The following is a 16,292-nucleotide window of genomic DNA, read 5'->3' on the forward strand; positions in this document are numbered from 1 at the left end:
CGCTTCGATCGATAATTAGCTTGGCGTCGAGATAAGCGGCTGCGTAAGAGCATTTAAGGACCGACTCATGGGGCAATATTTCCTATTTACCGATAGTTTCCGGCATCTCGCGGTTTGGGGCCTGTGTTGTCTGTCACCTCACCTGCCTCCACGGAGTACGGCGGCTGAGGCCACCCCACTCAGAGCGGCGATCACGCGAGAGCACCTACTCGCCGACCAGTTCGATCGGGAAAGCGGGGTGATTCGCAAAGAACTGTGCCTCCGCCCGCATCCAGTCGAGGCTTTCCAGCGCGGTCTGGGTGTCGCCGTGGTCGAGGTGCACCGTCAACCTGCCGTACGCCTCCCCGAGCATCCGGTGGTACTTCGGCATCCGTTCCGCCTCCTCGAACCGCTGCTGCAGGAAGCTGTACCAGCGCTCCGCCTCGGTGCGCATCGTGTCCGCAGCCGCTTCGCCGAGGATGACCCGCGCCTGGTCGGCCGTCATGATCCGTGCACCGGCCACCGTCGGGCTCCTTCCTCGATGCTGACGGCCATTCCCGTCACGCCGTACACCGAGGACAACGAGCCGGAGCAGCGATGCGCACGCCCCAGCCGAACCGCAGCGGCTGCCCCTGAAACCCCGCCAAGGAATCTTGGTTACCGTGTCAAGAATCTGGCGGCTGAACGCCTCTCAGGGCGCGTACGGCTGCTGCTTCGCGGTGAGGCACTGAAAGGCCACAAACTGGAGGAGTCCGGCGGAGTTGCCGGGTATCGGCGTCGTCGTGTTCCTGGTGCTGCTGTTCGCGCCGGGGTTGAGCAGCGTGCTGAAGAGCATCGCGTTCCGCAACCGCGCGGAGGGCGAATCCAAGCTCATCCGCGCCAGGGGCAAGTCTGGTGGCCGGGCGGGCACGGGACGCCGTACGGGGAAGCGGGGGCGGAATGGCTGAGCAGCAGCACGTCGAGGCGGTGTCGGCCCTGTTCGCCGAGCGGTACGGGCAGATGGTCGGCTTCGCCCGCCGGCGGCTGCGTGATCAGGGGGTCCCGCCGTCCGCGGCGGACCCCGAGGACATCGTGCAGCATTCCTTCACATCACGGCCTTCTGCAACACGCTGCAAAGCGTGTTGCAGAAGGCCCATTGTCCACCTGTCCCCTGTTCCCCTTCCGCTACGTCTGGTCCAACGCCGCGAAGGTGGCCAGCCACAGGGTGAGGCTCGCGGCGAACGCGATGCCGCAGCGTGACAGGGCGGTCGGCGTCGCGACTCCCTCCCAGCGGGCGAGGGCGAAGGCGATCGCCCCGGCGACGACGGAGAAGAGGACGGCCACCGCCAGCGCGAGGAGCAGGAACGCCGGGAAGGTGTGTTTCATGAAGGCACCGCCTGGATCGTGTGGTGTCGATGACGAATTACGACGATCCCCGGGCGGAACGGCAGGTGGGGCGGTTGGATGTTTTTCCGGTGACAACAGGGGGTTGTCCGGCGAACAAACCATGGGGGAGAACGAGTGGCCGGCGAGAGGAAGCGGGCGGGGCGGCCGTGGGGACCGGCCCGGGGCTCGTGCGTCGAGATCAACCAGCTGGTCGCGGTGGTGCGGTCCTGGCTCGACGAATCGGCGGTGTCTGTGCGGGAGTTGCACGCACGGCTCACTTCCGAGCACTTCGTCGCCGGGGCCGTGCCCGAGCTACGCCAGTTGCGTGACCGGCTGTCCGGCGAGTCGCTGGAGTGGGATCTTGTCGAGGCCGTGGCCGACGTATGTTTTCCCAACGAACAGGCCGACCCCTCCCAGCGACGCCTCGGGGAGGCGAGGACGCTGTGGGACCGGGCGGGCGCGAACCCCACAGCACTCACAGAGGCGCATGAGCTGGTGCCCGCCCGGGAGTTGCTGGAGGCCAAGGACCGGACCATCGAGGTCCTCCAGGAGATGCAGCGCGCCCGGCAGGCCTACGAGGCTGGCGAGCACGGGCGGCAACAGGCCCTGTCAATGGCCACGTGGCTGCTCATCATGCTCGGACAGGCCCAGGCGAAGGTCGCCGAACTGAGGCGTCGACTTGACGCGCTGGAGTCGATGGCGGTCGAACTCCCCGGCAGTCAAGGGGTGGTGGAACTTCTCTCCCGGGCGCAACGGCAGGAGACGGAACTACGCGAACAGTTGGTTCGCGCTGAGCGAGAGCGGGGCATCGCCCAGCAGGTCGCCGACCACGCCGCACGCCGTATCCACGTATTGGAGGCCGAACTCGCAGAGTTGCGGCTCCGCATGGGGGAGGACGGGCCCTCCCGGACACAGGAGCCGGCGCCGCTTTCCCCGCCCGATCTGCACGCGCTCAGCCCCGACGACGCCACGCTCAACGACGTGGACCGTGCGCTAGAGAAGGCGCGCGCCGTCCTCGACGAGGAGCACGAGGCCGTTCAGCAGGCCGCCAACGAGGTGGGCTACTGGTCGTCCTCGATTCCCTCAGCTTTTCCAGCGGAAGCCGGTGTCTCCGTGCCCGGGCAGAACCTGGTGAACCAACCCGTCGAGTTGTCCGGAACAACCTCGAACAACCCACCGACCAGCCAGGAGACAGCCTTCCCCGCGCTCGAATCCCCACGTCCTCCGGCCGCCGGCTCCCAGGGCGACATCTCCGAGGCGGCGCGCCAGATCACCCAGGGAAGGGACCCGGAGGACATCGTGACGCGGCTGTGCCGGGCCGTCGTCCCCACCGTCGCCGACGCGATCATGGTCTATCTGCGGGACCCGATCCCGGTGGGCGACGAAGAACACGTGGGCCCGCTGGTGCTGCGGCTGCAACAGGTGCACCCGCTCCACGCGGGAGGGAGTACCGCGCTATGCGAGGTACACCCTGGCAGTGCGCTCTTCGAAGTCCTGCACGGAGCAATGCCGGTCGCCACCGACTCGCCGGTCGGTGGCGCCGCACTACCGGAACTCCTCGGTGAGGGGCACGCGACACCCGCCGGAGGCCACACCGTCCTCGTGCCCCTGCACGGTCGCAGGAGGATCATCGGCACGGCGGTCCTCCTGCACCACGCCGAACAGGCCTTCCAGGAAGCCGATCTGTCGATCGTCGCCGATTTCGCCACCCGCAGCGCGCTCGCCATCGACAAGAGTCACAATCTGCAGGCCGCGGTCCAGGGTCTCCATCTCGCCCGTAGTCTCGCGGACACCCTGCAGATCGTCGCCGATGGAGTCGTGACTGGTCTCGGCTACGAGCTGGCGTGCGTCAACCTCGTCCGCCCGGACGGCGATCTCGTGGTCGCCTCTTTCGCGGGCGACTCCGCCGCCGAGGCGACGATCACCGGCCGCGTCGGCTCCCGCGCCTCCTGGGACCGCCGGCTGAGTATGGGCGAGGCCTGGGGCGACCTGCGGTTCATACCGCACACCGAGGGCTGGGTGCTGGACGAGGACGACGTACCGCAGTGGTACACCGACGGCCCTGCCCCCCGGTTCGAGAACGAGTGGCATCCGTCCGACCGCCTCTTCGCGCCGATGTACACCCCGAGCGCTTCCGGCGCCTCCCACGGTGAGCTGCTTGGTGTGATCTCCGTGGACCGGCCCTTCACCCGCCGCCGTCCCAGGCCGGACGAGCGCCGGGATCTGGAGGAGTATGCCTTCCAGGCCGCCATCGCGATCAGCAACGCGCGGCTGCGCGCGAACATGCAACGCGCACTGGTCAGACAAGAAAGGGAACAGCAGGCGCTGCGGGCCAGCGAGGAATCCTTCCGGCAAGCCTTCGAGTACGCCCCGTCCGGCATGGCCATCGCCGAGATGGGCGGCGATCAGCACGGCCGCATCCTCCGGACGAATGAAGCGCTGTGCCGTATGCTCGGCCGCCCGGCCTCCGCCATGCGCCGCTACTCGTTCTCCGACCTCGTCCACCCCGAGGACATAGGCACCCTGCTCCGCACCCACGCCGAGGGCGGGCGCGCAGAGCTGCGGCTCGGGCGCCGCGACGGGACGTATCTGTGGGTCTCGCTGCGCTGCAGCGTGATCTCAGACGCCGCCGACGGCCCCCGTTTCCTGCTCACTCACGTCGAGGACATCGAGGAGCGCAAGCACCGCGAGTTCGCTCTCGCCCACCGCGCCTCGCACGACGCCCTCACCGGCCTGCCGAACTCCACCGAACTGCACGCCCGTATCGGCGCCCGGCTCTGCGCACTCCGGGAGCACGGGTCCGACGCCGCCGCGGAGGGGGGCGACGATCCCTACCTCGGCCACGCCGACCAGGCCACGTCCCCCCACACCCACGTATGGGCCCCCTTAGGCGACGACAACACCCATGGCCTAGCCGTGGTGTTCTTTGCCCTCCGCGACTTCAAAGCGATCAACACCCGTTTCGGGCACGACGCGGGGGACGGCGTCCTCATCGAGATCGCCCGGCGGCTCAGTCGGGCCGTACGCGACGGCGACACGGTTGCCCGGTACGGAGGTGACGAGTTCGTCATCCTGTCCGATGGCTTCGATCCCGAAGACGCGCACAACGCCGCGGCGTGGATGCAGTCCCAGATCGCCCTGCCGATCCCCCTGGGCAACGAAACCGTGTGCATGCACGCAGCTGTCGGTATTGCATGGGCCCAGTGCGGGACGGCCCCTGGTGACATCCTGTGGGCGGCCCGCGGGTTCGCGTCGTGAGCGCAGGATCTCAAAGGGCCGGTGCGCCGAACGGAAACGGCGTTGTACGGCATGCCGTACGTCGAGGTGGCGGCGAAGCGGCCCCTTACTCACGGCCAGCCCCGACGACCTCCCCTCGCAGGACCACTCGGGAATGGGACCAAGAGGGACGGTGCAGACCTCCCGCTGGCGACTGGGGGGCCTTCACACTCAGGCATCTTCGATCACGCCAGCAACCCCTTCGAACGGTTCATCGTCATCTTGGTCGCCGTCCATGTACTTGCCGGAACCATCATCCTGCGCAAGGACGTCGACCTCACTCCGGACGGCTGACCGTGGCGCGGGAACTGGCCAGCCGACGAATCACCGGCCCACACCCGACGAGGGTGTCTGCCTGCTGGGCACACCGGTCCCTGGCTCCTATTCGCTCGGCTGTGGTCTTTTCGTGAACGATCTGCCAGTGATACCTCTAGTGGGTCCGTCGGCGGGATGTGGCGGCAGCATTCAGGGGGAGATGTTGGATCCGAGTCAGGGCCCGCAGGGAGCAGAACGCCGGGCAGGTGTTGCGTCACTCATCCTCAACTATCCAACGGCCATGCAGTTTCCGGCTATGCCGTCGCCCGAGAAGATCGTCTTCACCTACGATCCCGACGAGTTCGAGAAGTTCGTCGAGGAGTGGGTGCCCGTGCTGGACAGCCTGTATGTGCGGGTAGAGCGCCAAGGAGGCGCTGGCGACCACGGCATCGACGTGGCCGCATTCCTCACTCGCCAGGGCCTGGAAGGTCCCTGGCACAACTACCAGTGCAAGCGCTACAAGGGAACGTTGGCCTGGAGCACTGCTGCGGGTGAGATTCGGAAGATGTTCGCAGGCGTGGTCACCGGTCAGTTCATCGTGCCGGAGCAATACACCTTTGTCGCCCCGTCCATCGGCCCCAGCCTGCAGCAGGCCCTGCAACGCCCGGTCGGTACCCGCAAGGCCTTCGTGGAGGCGTTGCGTGAAACCACGGACAAGATCATCACAGACCTGGGCCCGCGGTTGAGACGCGAGGTCGAGGAGTTGGCGGCGGACACGTCGTTCGAGATCTTTCAGACCGTCAACATGAAGAAGATGCTTGAACAGCACAAGACTACTGACTTCTGGGTGAAGCGATTCCCACCGGAGTCCCCGCCCCGCCCGGCCGTCATGACACCGCCCGAGAAGCCGGAGCCGCGCGAGGCCCGCTACGTACAGCAGCTCTTCCAGGTCTACGCCGAGCGCTGGCCCAGTGATGCCAGCAGCGTTGCCCAGATTGCGCAGCACCCCACGGCTGGCCCGCACTTGCGCCACCAGCGTGAAGCGTTCTTCAGCGCCGAGTCCCTGCGCCGCTTCGGGGAGGAGGCCTACCCCGCAGGGCATTTCGAGGCCATCGTCAAAGACATATACGACGCCGTGATCAATGTGGCGAGGGACGACCACCCCACGGGGTGGAAGCGCCTACAGGCCGTCACCTCGCAGGCGATCAGTGCCGGGCTGACGCAGACGGTTTTCGCTCAGCACGTGAGAACTCTGGACCGTACCGGGGTATGTCATCACCTGGCGAACGAGGACGAGCTCACGTGGTGCGAGGGAGAAGGGACATGAAACCGCTTAACAGCCCGCTGGAGATCGGCGTGCGGGCACTAGTGCTGCTCTCGGAGAGCCATCCCGATGCTCTGGACCTGGCCCAGCTGGCGCTCTTGGACCATGCCGTGCTGCACAGCGCCGAGTTCGACGGACCACCCAGCCTGCACCCGGATCTGCCTGCTCGCTCGGGAGAGCTCGGCTTGAAGCGCACGGTCCTCGAACAGGCGCTTCTGGTGCTCATCCGCGCCGGCCTGGCCGAACTCGAAGCTGACGGGACCGGCCTGGTCTACCGGGCCACGGAACGCGGTCCGGCCTTCGTGGACGTTCTCGAAGCCCCGTACGTCCTGCGGCTCCGCGAGCGTGCCGAGTGGGCCGTCCACCAATGGGCCCCGGACACCGACGTACGCGCCACCACCCAGTCCCTGCTAACGACTCCGCCCGCTCCCGTGACCATCCGCCCGTTCGAGGGCCATCGTGGGTAGTCTCCAGCTGGTCCACCTCACCTACGCCGGCTCGGGCAAGCCATCAGCGCAAATCGTCTTCGGCCCTGAACTGACCACCATCTATGGTGCCTCCGACACCGGGAAGACCTTCATCGTCAGGTCTGTCGAGTACATGCTCGGCGGCGCCCATCTGGCCATGGTCGACGAAGCCGAGGGATACACCCAGATCCTCCTTGGGCTGCTGCTGCCCGATGGCAGCCCGCTGACTCTCGTCCGGCGCCCCGGCACCAACTCTACGCATCTGCATCGCGAGGACCTCCGCGACCTGGTTCACCGCCCGGCAGACGCCATCGTGAACTCGGTGCACAACGCCCGTAGCAAGAACAGCCTCTCGATTCACCTGATGCGCGCTATGGGTCTAGACGAGGTCCTCATCCGCAAGAACGAAGCCGGTGGCACCCGCCCCCTGACCCTGACCGATCTGGTGCACCTGTCCGTGGTTACAGAGGACCGCATGATCGCCATGTCCTCCCCGGTCCTGCGCACCGGCACAGCCACCACCCGCACCGCGGAGACATCGGTCATGCGATTCCTCCTGACCGGGGAGGGAGATCCTCCCGTCGACACCGGACCCAACGCGGGACAGAGGCGTGTGAACAGGGGACAAATCAACCTCTTGGACCAGCTCGTGATCGACTTATCCGCAAAGCTTGAGTCGGACGAGAACGAGCGCGACTTGAAAGACCGCCTGGCGCGAGTCAAAACCGCGATCTACGCGCAAAACACTGCCCTGCGCGCGGCCGACGAAGGCCACCGCGAAGCGGTACGCGAGCGCATGACACACGCCCGCCGACTTGCTGGGCTAGACGAACGGCTGGCCGAGGTCAGCGATCTGCTTGGACGGTTCAGCCTGCTGGAGGACCAGTACCGCTCCGATCTGGAGCGTTTGGTAATGGTCAACGAAGCTGGCAGCATCCTCGGCTACTTCCGCGTCGGAACCTGCGTCTTTTGTGGAGCCGACCCCGAGCACCAGCACCCAGGCCACAGTCAGCAGGAGGCCACTCAGCTCCATATTGCGGTGCAGGCGGAGGCCGCGAAGACGACCGCCCTGCTCACCGACCTCCTGCCCACCATCGCCGACCTCGCCCGCGAACAGGAAGAGCTCGCCCAGACCTGGCAGTCCGTCAAGGACGACCTTGAAGCGCTGGACGAACTCATCGCCGAAGCCGAGGGCCAGCTTGCACCGCTCCGGGAGGGCCTTCAGGAACTGCTGGACGCACGATCTGCAGTCGAGCGGGGGCTGGAACTGCATGCACGGATCGCGGAACTTGAGGAAAAGCGCTCTCGCCTCGACGGGGAGGGAGCGGTGCCCGCTACCCGGCCTGCGCAGTACATCGCCGCCCGAGTCGTCAACGGCTTCGACTCGGTCCTCCAACGCACCCTGAGCAGCTGGGAAATACCGGCGGTCGACAACTCGGGGTACGACCAGTACAACGCCGAGATCCGGGCCGGGGGCCGCCCGCGCGCCGGCCGTGGCAAGGGCGTGCGATCCGTACTGCATTCGGCCTTCACTACCTCCCTGGCCCGCTTCTGCATCGAACGAGACCTCCCCCACCTCGGCTTCGTCGTCCTGGACTCCCCCGTGGTCACCTACCGCCAGCCAGTGAAGAACACCCCACAGGACCCCGACCTACCCGACGTGCGCATCACATCCACCGTCGTGGACCGCTTCTATGAAGACATGCTCTCCTTCCCCGGCCAGGCTGTGATCATCGAGAACGGCGATCCACCCCTCGGCGTCCTCTCCGAGGCCACCACTTACAACTTCACCGCCGCCGACGGCCGCCCCGGCTTCCTCCCGTGAACCCCGTCGATTCCACGATCTGCAGGGCCTGCGCTCCAGCAACGAAGCCTCTGGTACCCGAGTAAAACCGCAGCGTCTACGGGTGCGGGCAAATCACGCAACCGCCCTCTCCCGGCCAAACTCGCGGACCGAAGGGCCCTGGGCTCAACCTTGCTGTGAGGCCGCCACCACCGCCTCACAGCTGCCACGGCAGCAGACCGCACCCGCAGGGCCGCCCCTGCGATACCACCCCTAGTTGTTGTCGCCCCAGTCACGACCATCGAAAATCGCGAGGAGCATCGAAGGTTCGGCCTGCAAGCCGCGCGCAAGGTTGAGCAAGGTGGTCAAGCTTGGGTTCCGTTGCCCGTGCTCGATGTAGACCACTCCGCGGAAACTCATCCCACTTCTGCTGGCGAGCTCCTCAAGCGTGAGCCCACGAGCCTCGCGCAACCGACGCAGATGCATGCCGAAGGCGTGGAGGAGGGGGTCGGGCGGATCAAGGTGGGGCACGAATCCGACTTGACATCTGCGCCCATTTGACCGCCATGAACAGTTGTGCATAATCAGCGCTGAGTGCTGCGCTTTAGACCTGCCGAGTCAAGGGACGGCCGTCGGCGAAGCCAGGCTGCTTGGAGAGGAAGCGTCGATGCCCGCCAAGAGGAAGTACCCACCAGAATTGATTGAGCGGGGAGTCCGGATGGTTATTGATATGAGACCGGCCATCCCCGGACGCTCCGCCATCGTGAGGCAGGTGGGAGAGCTCCTTGGGATCCACCCGGAGGTGCTACGACACTGGGTCAACAAGGCTGATGCGGAAGCTGGCAGAAATCCCTACGCTGCTGCAAGTGTCAATGCCCGAGTCCGTCAACTTGAGAAGGAGAACGCGGACCTTCGACGCCTCAACGGCATCCTCAAGGCAGCAGCCGTTCTGTTCGCAGCAGAAATCGAACCTGGACAAGTGACCTGAATTTAATCGTCAAGTAAGCACAACGCCTTTGGGGCCCGGGCACCCTGCTTAACCTCGACGGCGGAGTGAAGCCGGAGACGGTGGTCACCGACGACGCCTTCGTACGGACCTGCGTGAGCACTGGGCGGGGCACGTCGGCGGAGGAACTGGAGCGGTTCGAGACCGACGTGCTGTCAGGGTTCGTCTTGCGGCAGTGTCAGGACTCGCCGTCCTCAGGCGCGCTCAAGGTCAGGATCTCGCCGAGGGCGATGTAGGTCTGCAGGAAGATGAAGCGGGCCTCGTCGATGGTGACCTCGGCGTGCGTGCCTGCAGAGCACCGATCGTAGAGATCGGACAGGGTCCGGCGCAGCCGGTCCCTGCGACTCTTGGACGCCCCGCAGACGTGGGTGTGGGCCTGGAGCCGGTTCAGCACCTGCTGCGGCCCAACCTTCAGGGTGACCCCGTCTCCGATCGCATAGGGCTCACCCTCAGCCGGAAACACGTAGTCCGCGCAGGAGTCGATCAACCGGCGGCAGGTGGTGAGGGCCTGGCTGACAGACTCAGGGTCACCGTCCCGGAGACGGTCAGAGACGCGTTCGATCTTGTCGAGCGCACTCCCGCTCGCCGCTGCCAAGGATCCGTCGACCTTCTTTTGAGTGTCCGCGAACAGACTCGCCTGGAGCTCGCTGAACAGGAGCTCGTGGTAGATCTCGGTAGTCATGTCGTAGACGGTCGCGACGATTTGCCCGCAGATTCCGATCCACGTGCCGAGGTTGTTTGATGACTGGAGGATCCGCGAGTCATGATCGCGCGACGCAGGGATGAGCATGTCGCCTGAGTAGTTACCCCCGCCGCGCAGGGCGTCGATGGCCTGCTGGGCAGACTCGGCATGGCCCTCCACTTTCGCGATCGACACGGTGTAGAAGGTGTTCTTCTCCTTATCGGCCCACCGGCCTGCCCGTCCGACCCACGCCCTAGCAGAACCGTCGGTCGGGTACCCGTTGCGCTCGAATCCGAGGAACTCCGTCAACTCGGTGTGGCCGACCAGCCGGGCGAGCCTGCTCGCCTTCAGGACGACCTCGGACGCCTTCAACCGCTTGAGCTCGATGTCGGCCAAGAGCTCGTCCGCAACGCGGATCGCTTCTTCCTGTCGCCCCACTGCTGACCGCCCGTCTGCTCGAACTCTGCTGGGTTGCAGTCGTACCACGCGGGTCCGACACATCCGTGCCGATTACTTCGATGGCCACGACAGCCTCCGCCGCCAAGTGGCTTGTAGCGCTGAGTGACCACTTGCGCTGCGATCGTGCTGCTGGAGAGCGGCGGCGTCGGAAACCTCAGGCGCGCCAGCGGGCCGCGCTGGCAGGATCGCCGCATGCTCATCACACCGCGCCCCGGCGCAGACCGTAAGAACATCCGCCAAGCCCTCAGCGGCGTCCACACCACGGCCCTGAACCTGCAGAAGCCCTACGGCAACGCCTTCGCGGCACTGCTGGAGTACCTGGAGTGGGCCACTGAGTCCGCGCGGATGCTGCGCTCCCAGATCAGCGACCGGGACCTCGACCAGCTCGTGTTCACCGACCGGTACCGGGCGCTGCTGGGCAGTTGCGGCACGCTCGCCGGTACCTCTCAGCAGCGCCTCGTGAACGGTCTGGTGCAACTCGAGGTCGCCGAGCGGGTCGAGGCGCTTGAGGCGGCCGTGTCCGCGCTGGACACGCAGATCGGCCGATGGAGCCAGCGGGAGGAGTTCGTCGTCGCGGACTCCAGCTTCTACATCCAGAACGAGGTCAAGCTGGCCGACGTGGACCTGCACGAGATCCTCAACGTACCGCGCTGGAAGTTCGTGCGCCTGCTGTTCCCGATCGTCGTGGTCGACGAGCTGGACGACCTCAAGGATGCCAGCAAGCAGCGGGCCCGCTGGCGTGCCGCCCACACCCTCGGCCGCCTGGATGAGGTTCTCGCCGGCGGAACGCACGGGATCCTGCACGAGGGAGAGCACACTTCGGGCGGCGACACCCTCGGCCGGGTCAACGTGGAGATCGTCCTCGATCCGCCCGGCCACGTCCGCCTGGACCGACCCGACATCGAGATCATCGACCGTACGGTGGCCATACAGGGCCTGGCCGGCCGCGAGGTACGGCTGCTGACATGCGATACGAGCCAGCACACCCGGGGCCGGGCCGCCGGGCTGCCGGTGACCAAGATGGCAACGAAGGACCCCGGGGACGAGCCGGACTGGTCTGCCCCGGACAGGTCTGGCACTGGCGTACGCGCACAGCGGCGCGCCCGGCAGGCCGAAGCCGAGGCTCCGACGACCAGTTGAGAAACGAAGACCACGGCAGTGACACTGCGCTACGCGCCACCTGGCGGTAGCTGTACGAGAACAAGGCCGTCTCGGCTGTCTTCGCGTCGGTGACCTGCAGAAAAGGAAATCCCCTCCCTGTTCCGTGCACGATGCGACAAACTGATCGCCCGAAATACCAGGCTGACGTGTCCAATCGCTCGCCACAGCCCGCCCCCAACGGGCCCGGGACAACATCGGGCTCCGGGGTGATCCGGAAGCTACGGCGGACGTCGGGACGATCGCCCGGACTACGCCGCAGAGGCCCCCGTTAGAACTCCCCGCCGCGAGGCGAGGACGAGCATCTCTCATCGGAGAAGGAACAAATGAGTCCCCAGGACGTCCCCGAAAACCTGCCAGTTCCCGCACCGCAGTCTTCGGTCCAGGTCCAGGCCGCTCGCGCGGATCTGGAGGCATTCGAAGATCTGATGTTCCAGGTGCTGGAGGCCTGGGGGCTGCCCACGGACAACATCATCGTCGCGGCCAAGCAGCGTGAGACCCTCCTCAGAAACACACCCGACGTCATCGAGGAACTCACCGCCGAGGAGCGGGCGGACGCGCCCTACATCGCCAAGATGATCATGGCAGGCTCGGTCGGGCTGTTCGACGCCGCGCTGAACTACCTCTGGAACGAGACGATCAACCGGCTGCGGGACCACGTCGCCGCCTTCGACGTCGACTACTTCTTCGACCTCGCCGAGACCGACCCCGCCCGCCGCAAGAACCTCAAGACCCGCGACGACCTCTCCCAGATCGACGACTACAAGCTGCTGGAAGCCGCCAACAAGATCAAGCTCGTCAGCGACATCGGCTTCAAGCAGCTCATCCACATCAACTACATGCGCAATCACGCGAGCGCCGCGCATCCGAACATCGAGGAGCTGACCGGCCTCAAGCTGGCCGAGTGGCTGGAGACCTGCATCAAGGAGGTCTTCCGGATCCAGCCTCGCAACGTCGTCGCCGCGATCGGCAAGCTCCTCACCAACATCAAGTCCAAGCGGCTGCCGAAGGACGAGCTGAAGAAGATCGCAGCGTTCTTCGACGGGCTGGAGCAGGACCAGGCCGACAACCTCGCCGCCGGCCTCTTCGGCATCTACACCCCCGCCGACGCGACCCCGGAGATCCTCGACAACGTCCGCTCGCTCTGGCCCGACCTCTGGCCGTTGGTCAGCGAGGACTCCCGCAACGAGGTCGGCATCAAGCTCGCCCGTTTCACGGCCAACGCCGACACCGACCGGGCGATCCGCGCCAGGGAACTGCTGGACCTGGTCGGCGGGTCCTCCTACCTCCCCGCGCCCGAGCGCGTCGCCGAGATTCAGCAGGCCCTGGACGACCTCAAGCGGGCCCACGAGGCGCACATGCGCAACTTTGCCGAGGAGCCGCCCGCGGCTCAGCGGCTCAAGGACGTCGTCGGCCGCCACGGAGACATCCCCGAGCAGGCCGTCCGCAGCTACGTCGTCCACCTGGTCAATGTCTTCCTGACGAACGGCTACGGGCCCGCCTGGAACGCGGAACCGATCTACAAGGAGCTCATCGGCCGGTTCGACGGTTACCAGGCGGCGATCGCCCTTCGAGCCTTCGCGAACTCGCAGATCCGGCTCAAGCTCCAGGATGAATGGCCGCGCAAGAAGTGGCAGGAACTGCTCGACCTGATCGACCCGAAGCTCACCGGCCGCGGCGACCGCGCCTTCCTCGACGCCGTCCGCAACTTCAAGGGGACCCCCGACCGGCTCTACCAGGACACCAAGATCAAGGCCCTCACGAAGACCTGGCTGGAGCGAAACCTGACCTGACCTGCGGCATTATCGACGCTGCAGGACGGGTCTTGAGCCCGGGGCAGCCCCCTTCCTGTTCGCGCTAATGGTCACTCTTCGCGGAGCGGTGCGAAGTGGACAGGATCCGGGGTCCCGCTACGGGTGGGCTCACTTATTCAACTGTCGTGAGAGCAGGCACAGCGGCAGCCGGTCCCCCTCGTGGGTGACCCTCGTAGGGCGCGGTGACGCGCCTGCATCGCAGGCCGCGAGGCGATGGCGTCAACTTGCCTCTCTTCCGAGCCAGTTGGGTGCGCGTATTTTTGTGATTTCGGCTGATTAGTGTGCGCCCGTCGAACTGACTGCGATGGGACATCCGTATGAGCTACACAGACCAGGACGTGCGCGAGGGCCGTCAGCTGATGAACGAGGGCTGCGAGAACCGCCTAGTCATCGGCGACAAGCTGCTGAGCGTCACGCCGTCGGGCCCCGACGGCGCCTTCGACCAGTACTGCGACGAGATCGGCCTGAGCCCCAGGACGGCCCGGGAGTACCGGCACACCGCCCGCATGTGCACCCCGCCGGTACGGCAGCTCGTGGCCGACAGCGGCGTCCACGTCTGCTACAGCGTGCTGCGGGAAGGCGCCCGCCTGGCGCCCTCCGGTAAACCGCATGATGAGGACTACAGCACGCTCCGCAGGCTGCTTGCCGAGGCGCGGGAGACGACGGGCCTCGGCCGTATCAGCGTGTCCCAGTACCAGCGGGCTCTGGGCACGGAGCCGGGCCTGCGGGACCTCCTTGACCCGTCCGGTGCCACCTCGATGGCCGACTATCTGGCTGCGCTCGCGCCCGAGGAACGCGAGAAGGCTCTGCGCGACCTTGTGGAGAAGGACGCAGAGGTCCATGACGCCATCAAACGAGTCCTGGACGAAAAGCGCCGCAGGGAACGCGAGACGCGCGGCCCCGACTGCGGCGGCGACAAGCCCGACAAGGCCCAGGTTCTGGCCCGGGACCTGGTGCGGCTGCGGGACCAGGCTGTCGCCTGCATGAATCGCTACCCGCGATCGGTCACGTTCAACGACGAACAGCAGGCTGCCTGCGAGGAAGCGCTCGGCACCATGGAAGTCCTCACCACATGGATCAGAGTCAAGGTCGGAGACCAGAAGTCCGCCGCTGTCCGCCGGCAGGCCCGCGCCCGAGACCTGGTAGGGGCGTGATGGAGCCGGTCGCCGACGACGGCGAGGACAGCCTCAACGCCGATATCCAGGAGTTCGCCGCTCACGAACGCAAGGGTGGCTGGGCCCGAGCACTGCTGATTGCCCGCCGCGTCACCCCTCGTACCGGGCAGGGCAGGCGGACGGACCGGCAACCTTTTTCGGATCCGAAAAAGGTTCACCGCCGCGTCAGCGCTTTGGAGTTCTCCCGCCGCTCGGGGGTGAGCGCTCAGCGTGTCCTGGCCTTCCATGAGGCATGGGAACGGGCAGCCGCTGATGGAATCGTCCGCCCTTCCGCGGAGCTGGCCCCGGACGTCGAGGTGAAGCTCCCCGACGAGGACGCCATTGCGTTCTTCGGCGATAACGGCTACTACCGCAGCTACGGCGGGCACCTGAAGAAGGAACGCCGCCAGGCCATCGAGAACGAGGCAGAGCGGGCGGGGGTCAAACCGACCAGCTCCATCTTCATCGCCGGGCATCCGGCAGCGCTGACAGCCGCAGTCGTGGCGGACGCTACGTCGCGCAGTGCGGCCCAGAAAGGCCTGGAGGAGTTCAACCGGCGCCAGGAGCAGGCGCAGGGCGAAGACCGGGCGGTAGCGGCATCTCAGGCGGCCGGGGAACGTGAGCGGCACCTCGACTCGCAGAAGATCCCCGCAACGGTCGAGACGCCGCCGGACGACTGCGCGCGCGACGCAGAGACCACGGAGGTGGTGCGGGCCGTACGAGCGGTGTCCAAGGAGAGGGCCGATCCCGATGTGGCCTTGCAGGTCTTCACCGAGATGACGGAGATCCGCCTGGGCACCCTGCGGGCGCTGTCGCTGCTACAGCGCCATCAGGTGCAGTTCACCGACGAGAGGAGCCAGGCGATCGCCGAGCTGTGCGGGGCCTCGCAGGCGGCGATGGAATTCATCCGTGACCTGGCCTCCGGCCCCTACACGGCACTGAACGACGAGGCCCTGCAGGCGTTCTTGGACGAGAGCGAGAGGAAGCTGGGATGAGCCGCGAACGCGACAGTGACACTCCCTCCCAGCTGGAGCAGGATGCCATCGACGTCCTGCTGTGGCTCGGGCCCAACGCGGGCCGTGAGCTGTCCTACGCGGACATCTCCCGCGGCACCGGCATCCCCGATCGTCGCCTGCGACGTGCGGTGCCCAAGGCTCGGGCCGCCGCCCACGAACTCGGGCACCGGCTGGAGCAGTTCATGCCGTCGCGCGACCCGCTCAGGCGCGGTGCGAGGGTGACCCGCTTCCACAAGGTGGGCCAGGGCGACGAGTTCGGTGCTCGTGACGCGTTGCTCGCCTGCCGCAAGGCCGTCGCGTACATGGGCGACATGCACCGGGCCTGCTCGTTCGAGGCTCACAACCCCAACAGTCTCGACCGTGAAGCGTTCGGGCAGATGGCGGATGCCGCCGAGGGCGGCATCCGGACCTTCAGCGGAGTGGAGAGGCTGGGCAGCAAGGTCGTGAAGAACCAGGGAACCATGCGTCGCCAGGCCGAGCGGATCGCGGATCTGGAGGCTCAGATCGCAGAGCTGACCTCGGGCCAGTCCGCCGCCTCGGCCTGACCTTCCCCA

The 16,292-nt window shown here is 66.5% G+C and carries 16 protein-coding genes; 10 read left to right on the forward strand and 6 right to left on the reverse strand.

Going from position 1 to position 16,292, the window contains the following annotated elements; all coding sequences use genetic code 11:
- Positions 1-205: 205 nt before the first annotated feature.
- From SCAB_RS19470 to SCAB_RS19480, 4 genes are all read right to left on the reverse strand, one after another.
- A complete protein-coding gene (locus tag SCAB_RS19470; RefSeq protein ID WP_013001786.1) occupies positions 206-502 on the reverse strand; it encodes a hypothetical protein in 297 nt (98 codons plus the stop codon).
- A 168-nt stretch (positions 503-670) separates the two neighbouring features.
- The gene (locus SCAB_RS47365) at positions 671-814 is read right to left on the reverse strand and encodes a hypothetical protein (protein ID WP_158512249.1); all 144 of its coding nucleotides are present in this window, start codon (positions 812-814) and stop codon (positions 671-673) included.
- Positions 815-849: 35 nt separating this feature from the next.
- Entirely contained in the window at positions 850-1,059 is a 210-nt protein-coding gene (locus SCAB_RS47370; protein ID WP_041669381.1) for a hypothetical protein, read from the reverse strand.
- An 84-nt stretch (positions 1,060-1,143) separates the two neighbouring features.
- Positions 1,144-1,344: a hypothetical protein gene (locus SCAB_RS19480; RefSeq protein WP_013001788.1), complete on the reverse strand. Its 201-nt coding sequence runs from the start codon at positions 1,342-1,344 to the stop codon at positions 1,144-1,146.
- Between the two features lie 1,725 nt (positions 1,345-3,069).
- Between SCAB_RS19480 and cdgB the strand changes: the two genes are divergently transcribed.
- From cdgB to SCAB_RS19500, 4 genes are all read left to right on the forward strand, one after another.
- Positions 3,070-4,602, forward strand: coding sequence for a diguanylate cyclase CdgB (cdgB, locus tag SCAB_RS19485; protein WP_049875869.1), 1,533 nt, complete (start codon positions 3,070-3,072; stop codon positions 4,600-4,602).
- Between the two features lie 574 nt (positions 4,603-5,176).
- On the forward strand, positions 5,177-6,202 hold the full coding sequence (locus tag SCAB_RS19490) for an ABC-three component system protein (RefSeq protein ID WP_013001790.1): 1,026 nt from the start codon (positions 5,177-5,179) through the stop codon (positions 6,200-6,202).
- Entirely contained in the window at positions 6,199-6,666 is a 468-nt protein-coding gene (locus SCAB_RS19495; protein WP_049875741.1) for an ABC-three component system middle component 2, read from the forward strand. Before SCAB_RS19490 ends, SCAB_RS19495 begins: the two co-directional genes overlap by 4 nt.
- Complete coding sequence (locus SCAB_RS19500) at positions 6,659-8,491, forward strand: hypothetical protein (RefSeq protein ID WP_013001792.1); 1,833 nt, start codon at positions 6,659-6,661, stop codon at positions 8,489-8,491. The genes SCAB_RS19495 and SCAB_RS19500 overlap by 8 nt, the downstream gene beginning before the upstream one ends.
- A 231-nt stretch (positions 8,492-8,722) precedes the next feature.
- Here the strand turns inward: SCAB_RS19500 and SCAB_RS49065 are convergent, their stop codons facing one another.
- Positions 8,723-9,031 carry a helix-turn-helix domain-containing protein gene (locus SCAB_RS49065; protein WP_078580146.1) on the reverse strand — a complete coding sequence of 103 codons (309 nt, stop codon included), beginning with the start codon at positions 9,029-9,031 and terminating at the stop codon, positions 8,723-8,725.
- A gap of 85 nt (positions 9,032-9,116) precedes the next feature.
- Between SCAB_RS49065 and SCAB_RS45035 the strand changes: the two genes are divergently transcribed.
- On the forward strand, positions 9,117-9,437 hold the full coding sequence (locus SCAB_RS45035; protein ID WP_078580147.1) for a transposase: 321 nt from the start codon (positions 9,117-9,119) through the stop codon (positions 9,435-9,437).
- A 196-nt stretch (positions 9,438-9,633) separates the two neighbouring features.
- Here SCAB_RS45035 and SCAB_RS19510 read toward each other — a convergent pair whose 3' ends face one another.
- Positions 9,634-10,533 (reverse strand): AbiTii domain-containing protein, encoded by a 900-nt coding sequence (locus SCAB_RS19510; RefSeq protein WP_013001794.1) that lies wholly within the window; start codon positions 10,531-10,533, stop codon positions 9,634-9,636.
- 255 nt (positions 10,534-10,788) lie between these two features.
- On the opposite strand from SCAB_RS19510, the gene SCAB_RS19515 reads away from it, so the two are divergent.
- From SCAB_RS19515 to SCAB_RS19535, 5 genes are all read left to right on the forward strand, one after another.
- Positions 10,789-11,736 (forward strand): PIN domain-containing protein, encoded by a 948-nt coding sequence (locus SCAB_RS19515; protein ID WP_013001795.1) that lies wholly within the window; start codon positions 10,789-10,791, stop codon positions 11,734-11,736.
- Between the two features lie 344 nt (positions 11,737-12,080).
- Positions 12,081-13,547, forward strand: coding sequence for a hypothetical protein (locus SCAB_RS19520; protein ID WP_013001796.1), 1,467 nt, complete (start codon positions 12,081-12,083; stop codon positions 13,545-13,547).
- A 338-nt stretch (positions 13,548-13,885) separates the two neighbouring features.
- The gene (locus SCAB_RS19525; RefSeq protein ID WP_013001797.1) at positions 13,886-14,722 is read left to right on the forward strand and encodes a hypothetical protein; all 837 of its coding nucleotides are present in this window, start codon (positions 13,886-13,888) and stop codon (positions 14,720-14,722) included.
- Positions 14,722-15,717 carry a hypothetical protein gene (locus tag SCAB_RS19530; protein ID WP_041670750.1) on the forward strand — a complete coding sequence of 332 codons (996 nt, stop codon included), beginning with the start codon at positions 14,722-14,724 and terminating at the stop codon, positions 15,715-15,717. Before SCAB_RS19525 ends, SCAB_RS19530 begins: the two co-directional genes overlap by 1 nt.
- Positions 15,714-16,283 carry a hypothetical protein gene (locus tag SCAB_RS19535; RefSeq protein ID WP_013001799.1) on the forward strand — a complete coding sequence of 190 codons (570 nt, stop codon included), beginning with the start codon at positions 15,714-15,716 and terminating at the stop codon, positions 16,281-16,283. The genes SCAB_RS19530 and SCAB_RS19535 overlap by 4 nt, the downstream gene beginning before the upstream one ends.
- The last annotated feature ends 9 nt before the right edge of the window (positions 16,284-16,292 follow it).

This window comes from Streptomyces scabiei 87.22 (genome assembly GCF_000091305.1).
In the GTDB taxonomy this organism is placed as follows: Bacteria; Actinomycetota; Actinomycetes; order Streptomycetales; family Streptomycetaceae; genus Streptomyces; species Streptomyces scabiei.

Bases quoted from the DNA above. Each gene is read 5' to 3' on its own strand.
- SCAB_RS47365 (WP_158512249.1), bottom strand. From the start codon at position 814: ATGCTCTTCAGCACGCTGCTCAACCCCGGCGCGAACAGCAGCACCAGG.
- SCAB_RS19490 (WP_013001790.1), top strand. From the start codon at position 5,177: ATGCAGTTTCCGGCTATGCCGTCGCCCGAGAAGATCGTCTTCACCTAC.
- SCAB_RS19525 (WP_013001797.1), top strand. From the start codon at position 13,886: ATGAGCTACACAGACCAGGACGTGCGCGAGGGCCGTCAGCTGATGAAC.
- SCAB_RS19530 (WP_041670750.1), top strand. From the start codon at position 14,722: ATGGAGCCGGTCGCCGACGACGGCGAGGACAGCCTCAACGCCGATATC.
- SCAB_RS45035 (WP_078580147.1), top strand. From the start codon at position 9,117: ATGCCCGCCAAGAGGAAGTACCCACCAGAATTGATTGAGCGGGGAGTC.
- SCAB_RS19520 (WP_013001796.1), top strand. From the start codon at position 12,081: ATGAGTCCCCAGGACGTCCCCGAAAACCTGCCAGTTCCCGCACCGCAG.
- SCAB_RS19495 (WP_049875741.1), top strand. From the start codon at position 6,199: ATGAAACCGCTTAACAGCCCGCTGGAGATCGGCGTGCGGGCACTAGTG.
- SCAB_RS19515 (WP_013001795.1), top strand. From the start codon at position 10,789: ATGCTCATCACACCGCGCCCCGGCGCAGACCGTAAGAACATCCGCCAA.
- SCAB_RS49065 (WP_078580146.1), bottom strand. From the start codon at position 9,031: ATGCACAACTGTTCATGGCGGTCAAATGGGCGCAGATGTCAAGTCGGA.
- SCAB_RS47370 (WP_041669381.1), bottom strand. From the start codon at position 1,059: ATGCTGCACGATGTCCTCGGGGTCCGCCGCGGACGGCGGGACCCCCTG.
- SCAB_RS19480 (WP_013001788.1), bottom strand. From the start codon at position 1,344: ATGAAACACACCTTCCCGGCGTTCCTGCTCCTCGCGCTGGCGGTGGCC.
- SCAB_RS19535 (WP_013001799.1), top strand. From the start codon at position 15,714: ATGAGCCGCGAACGCGACAGTGACACTCCCTCCCAGCTGGAGCAGGAT.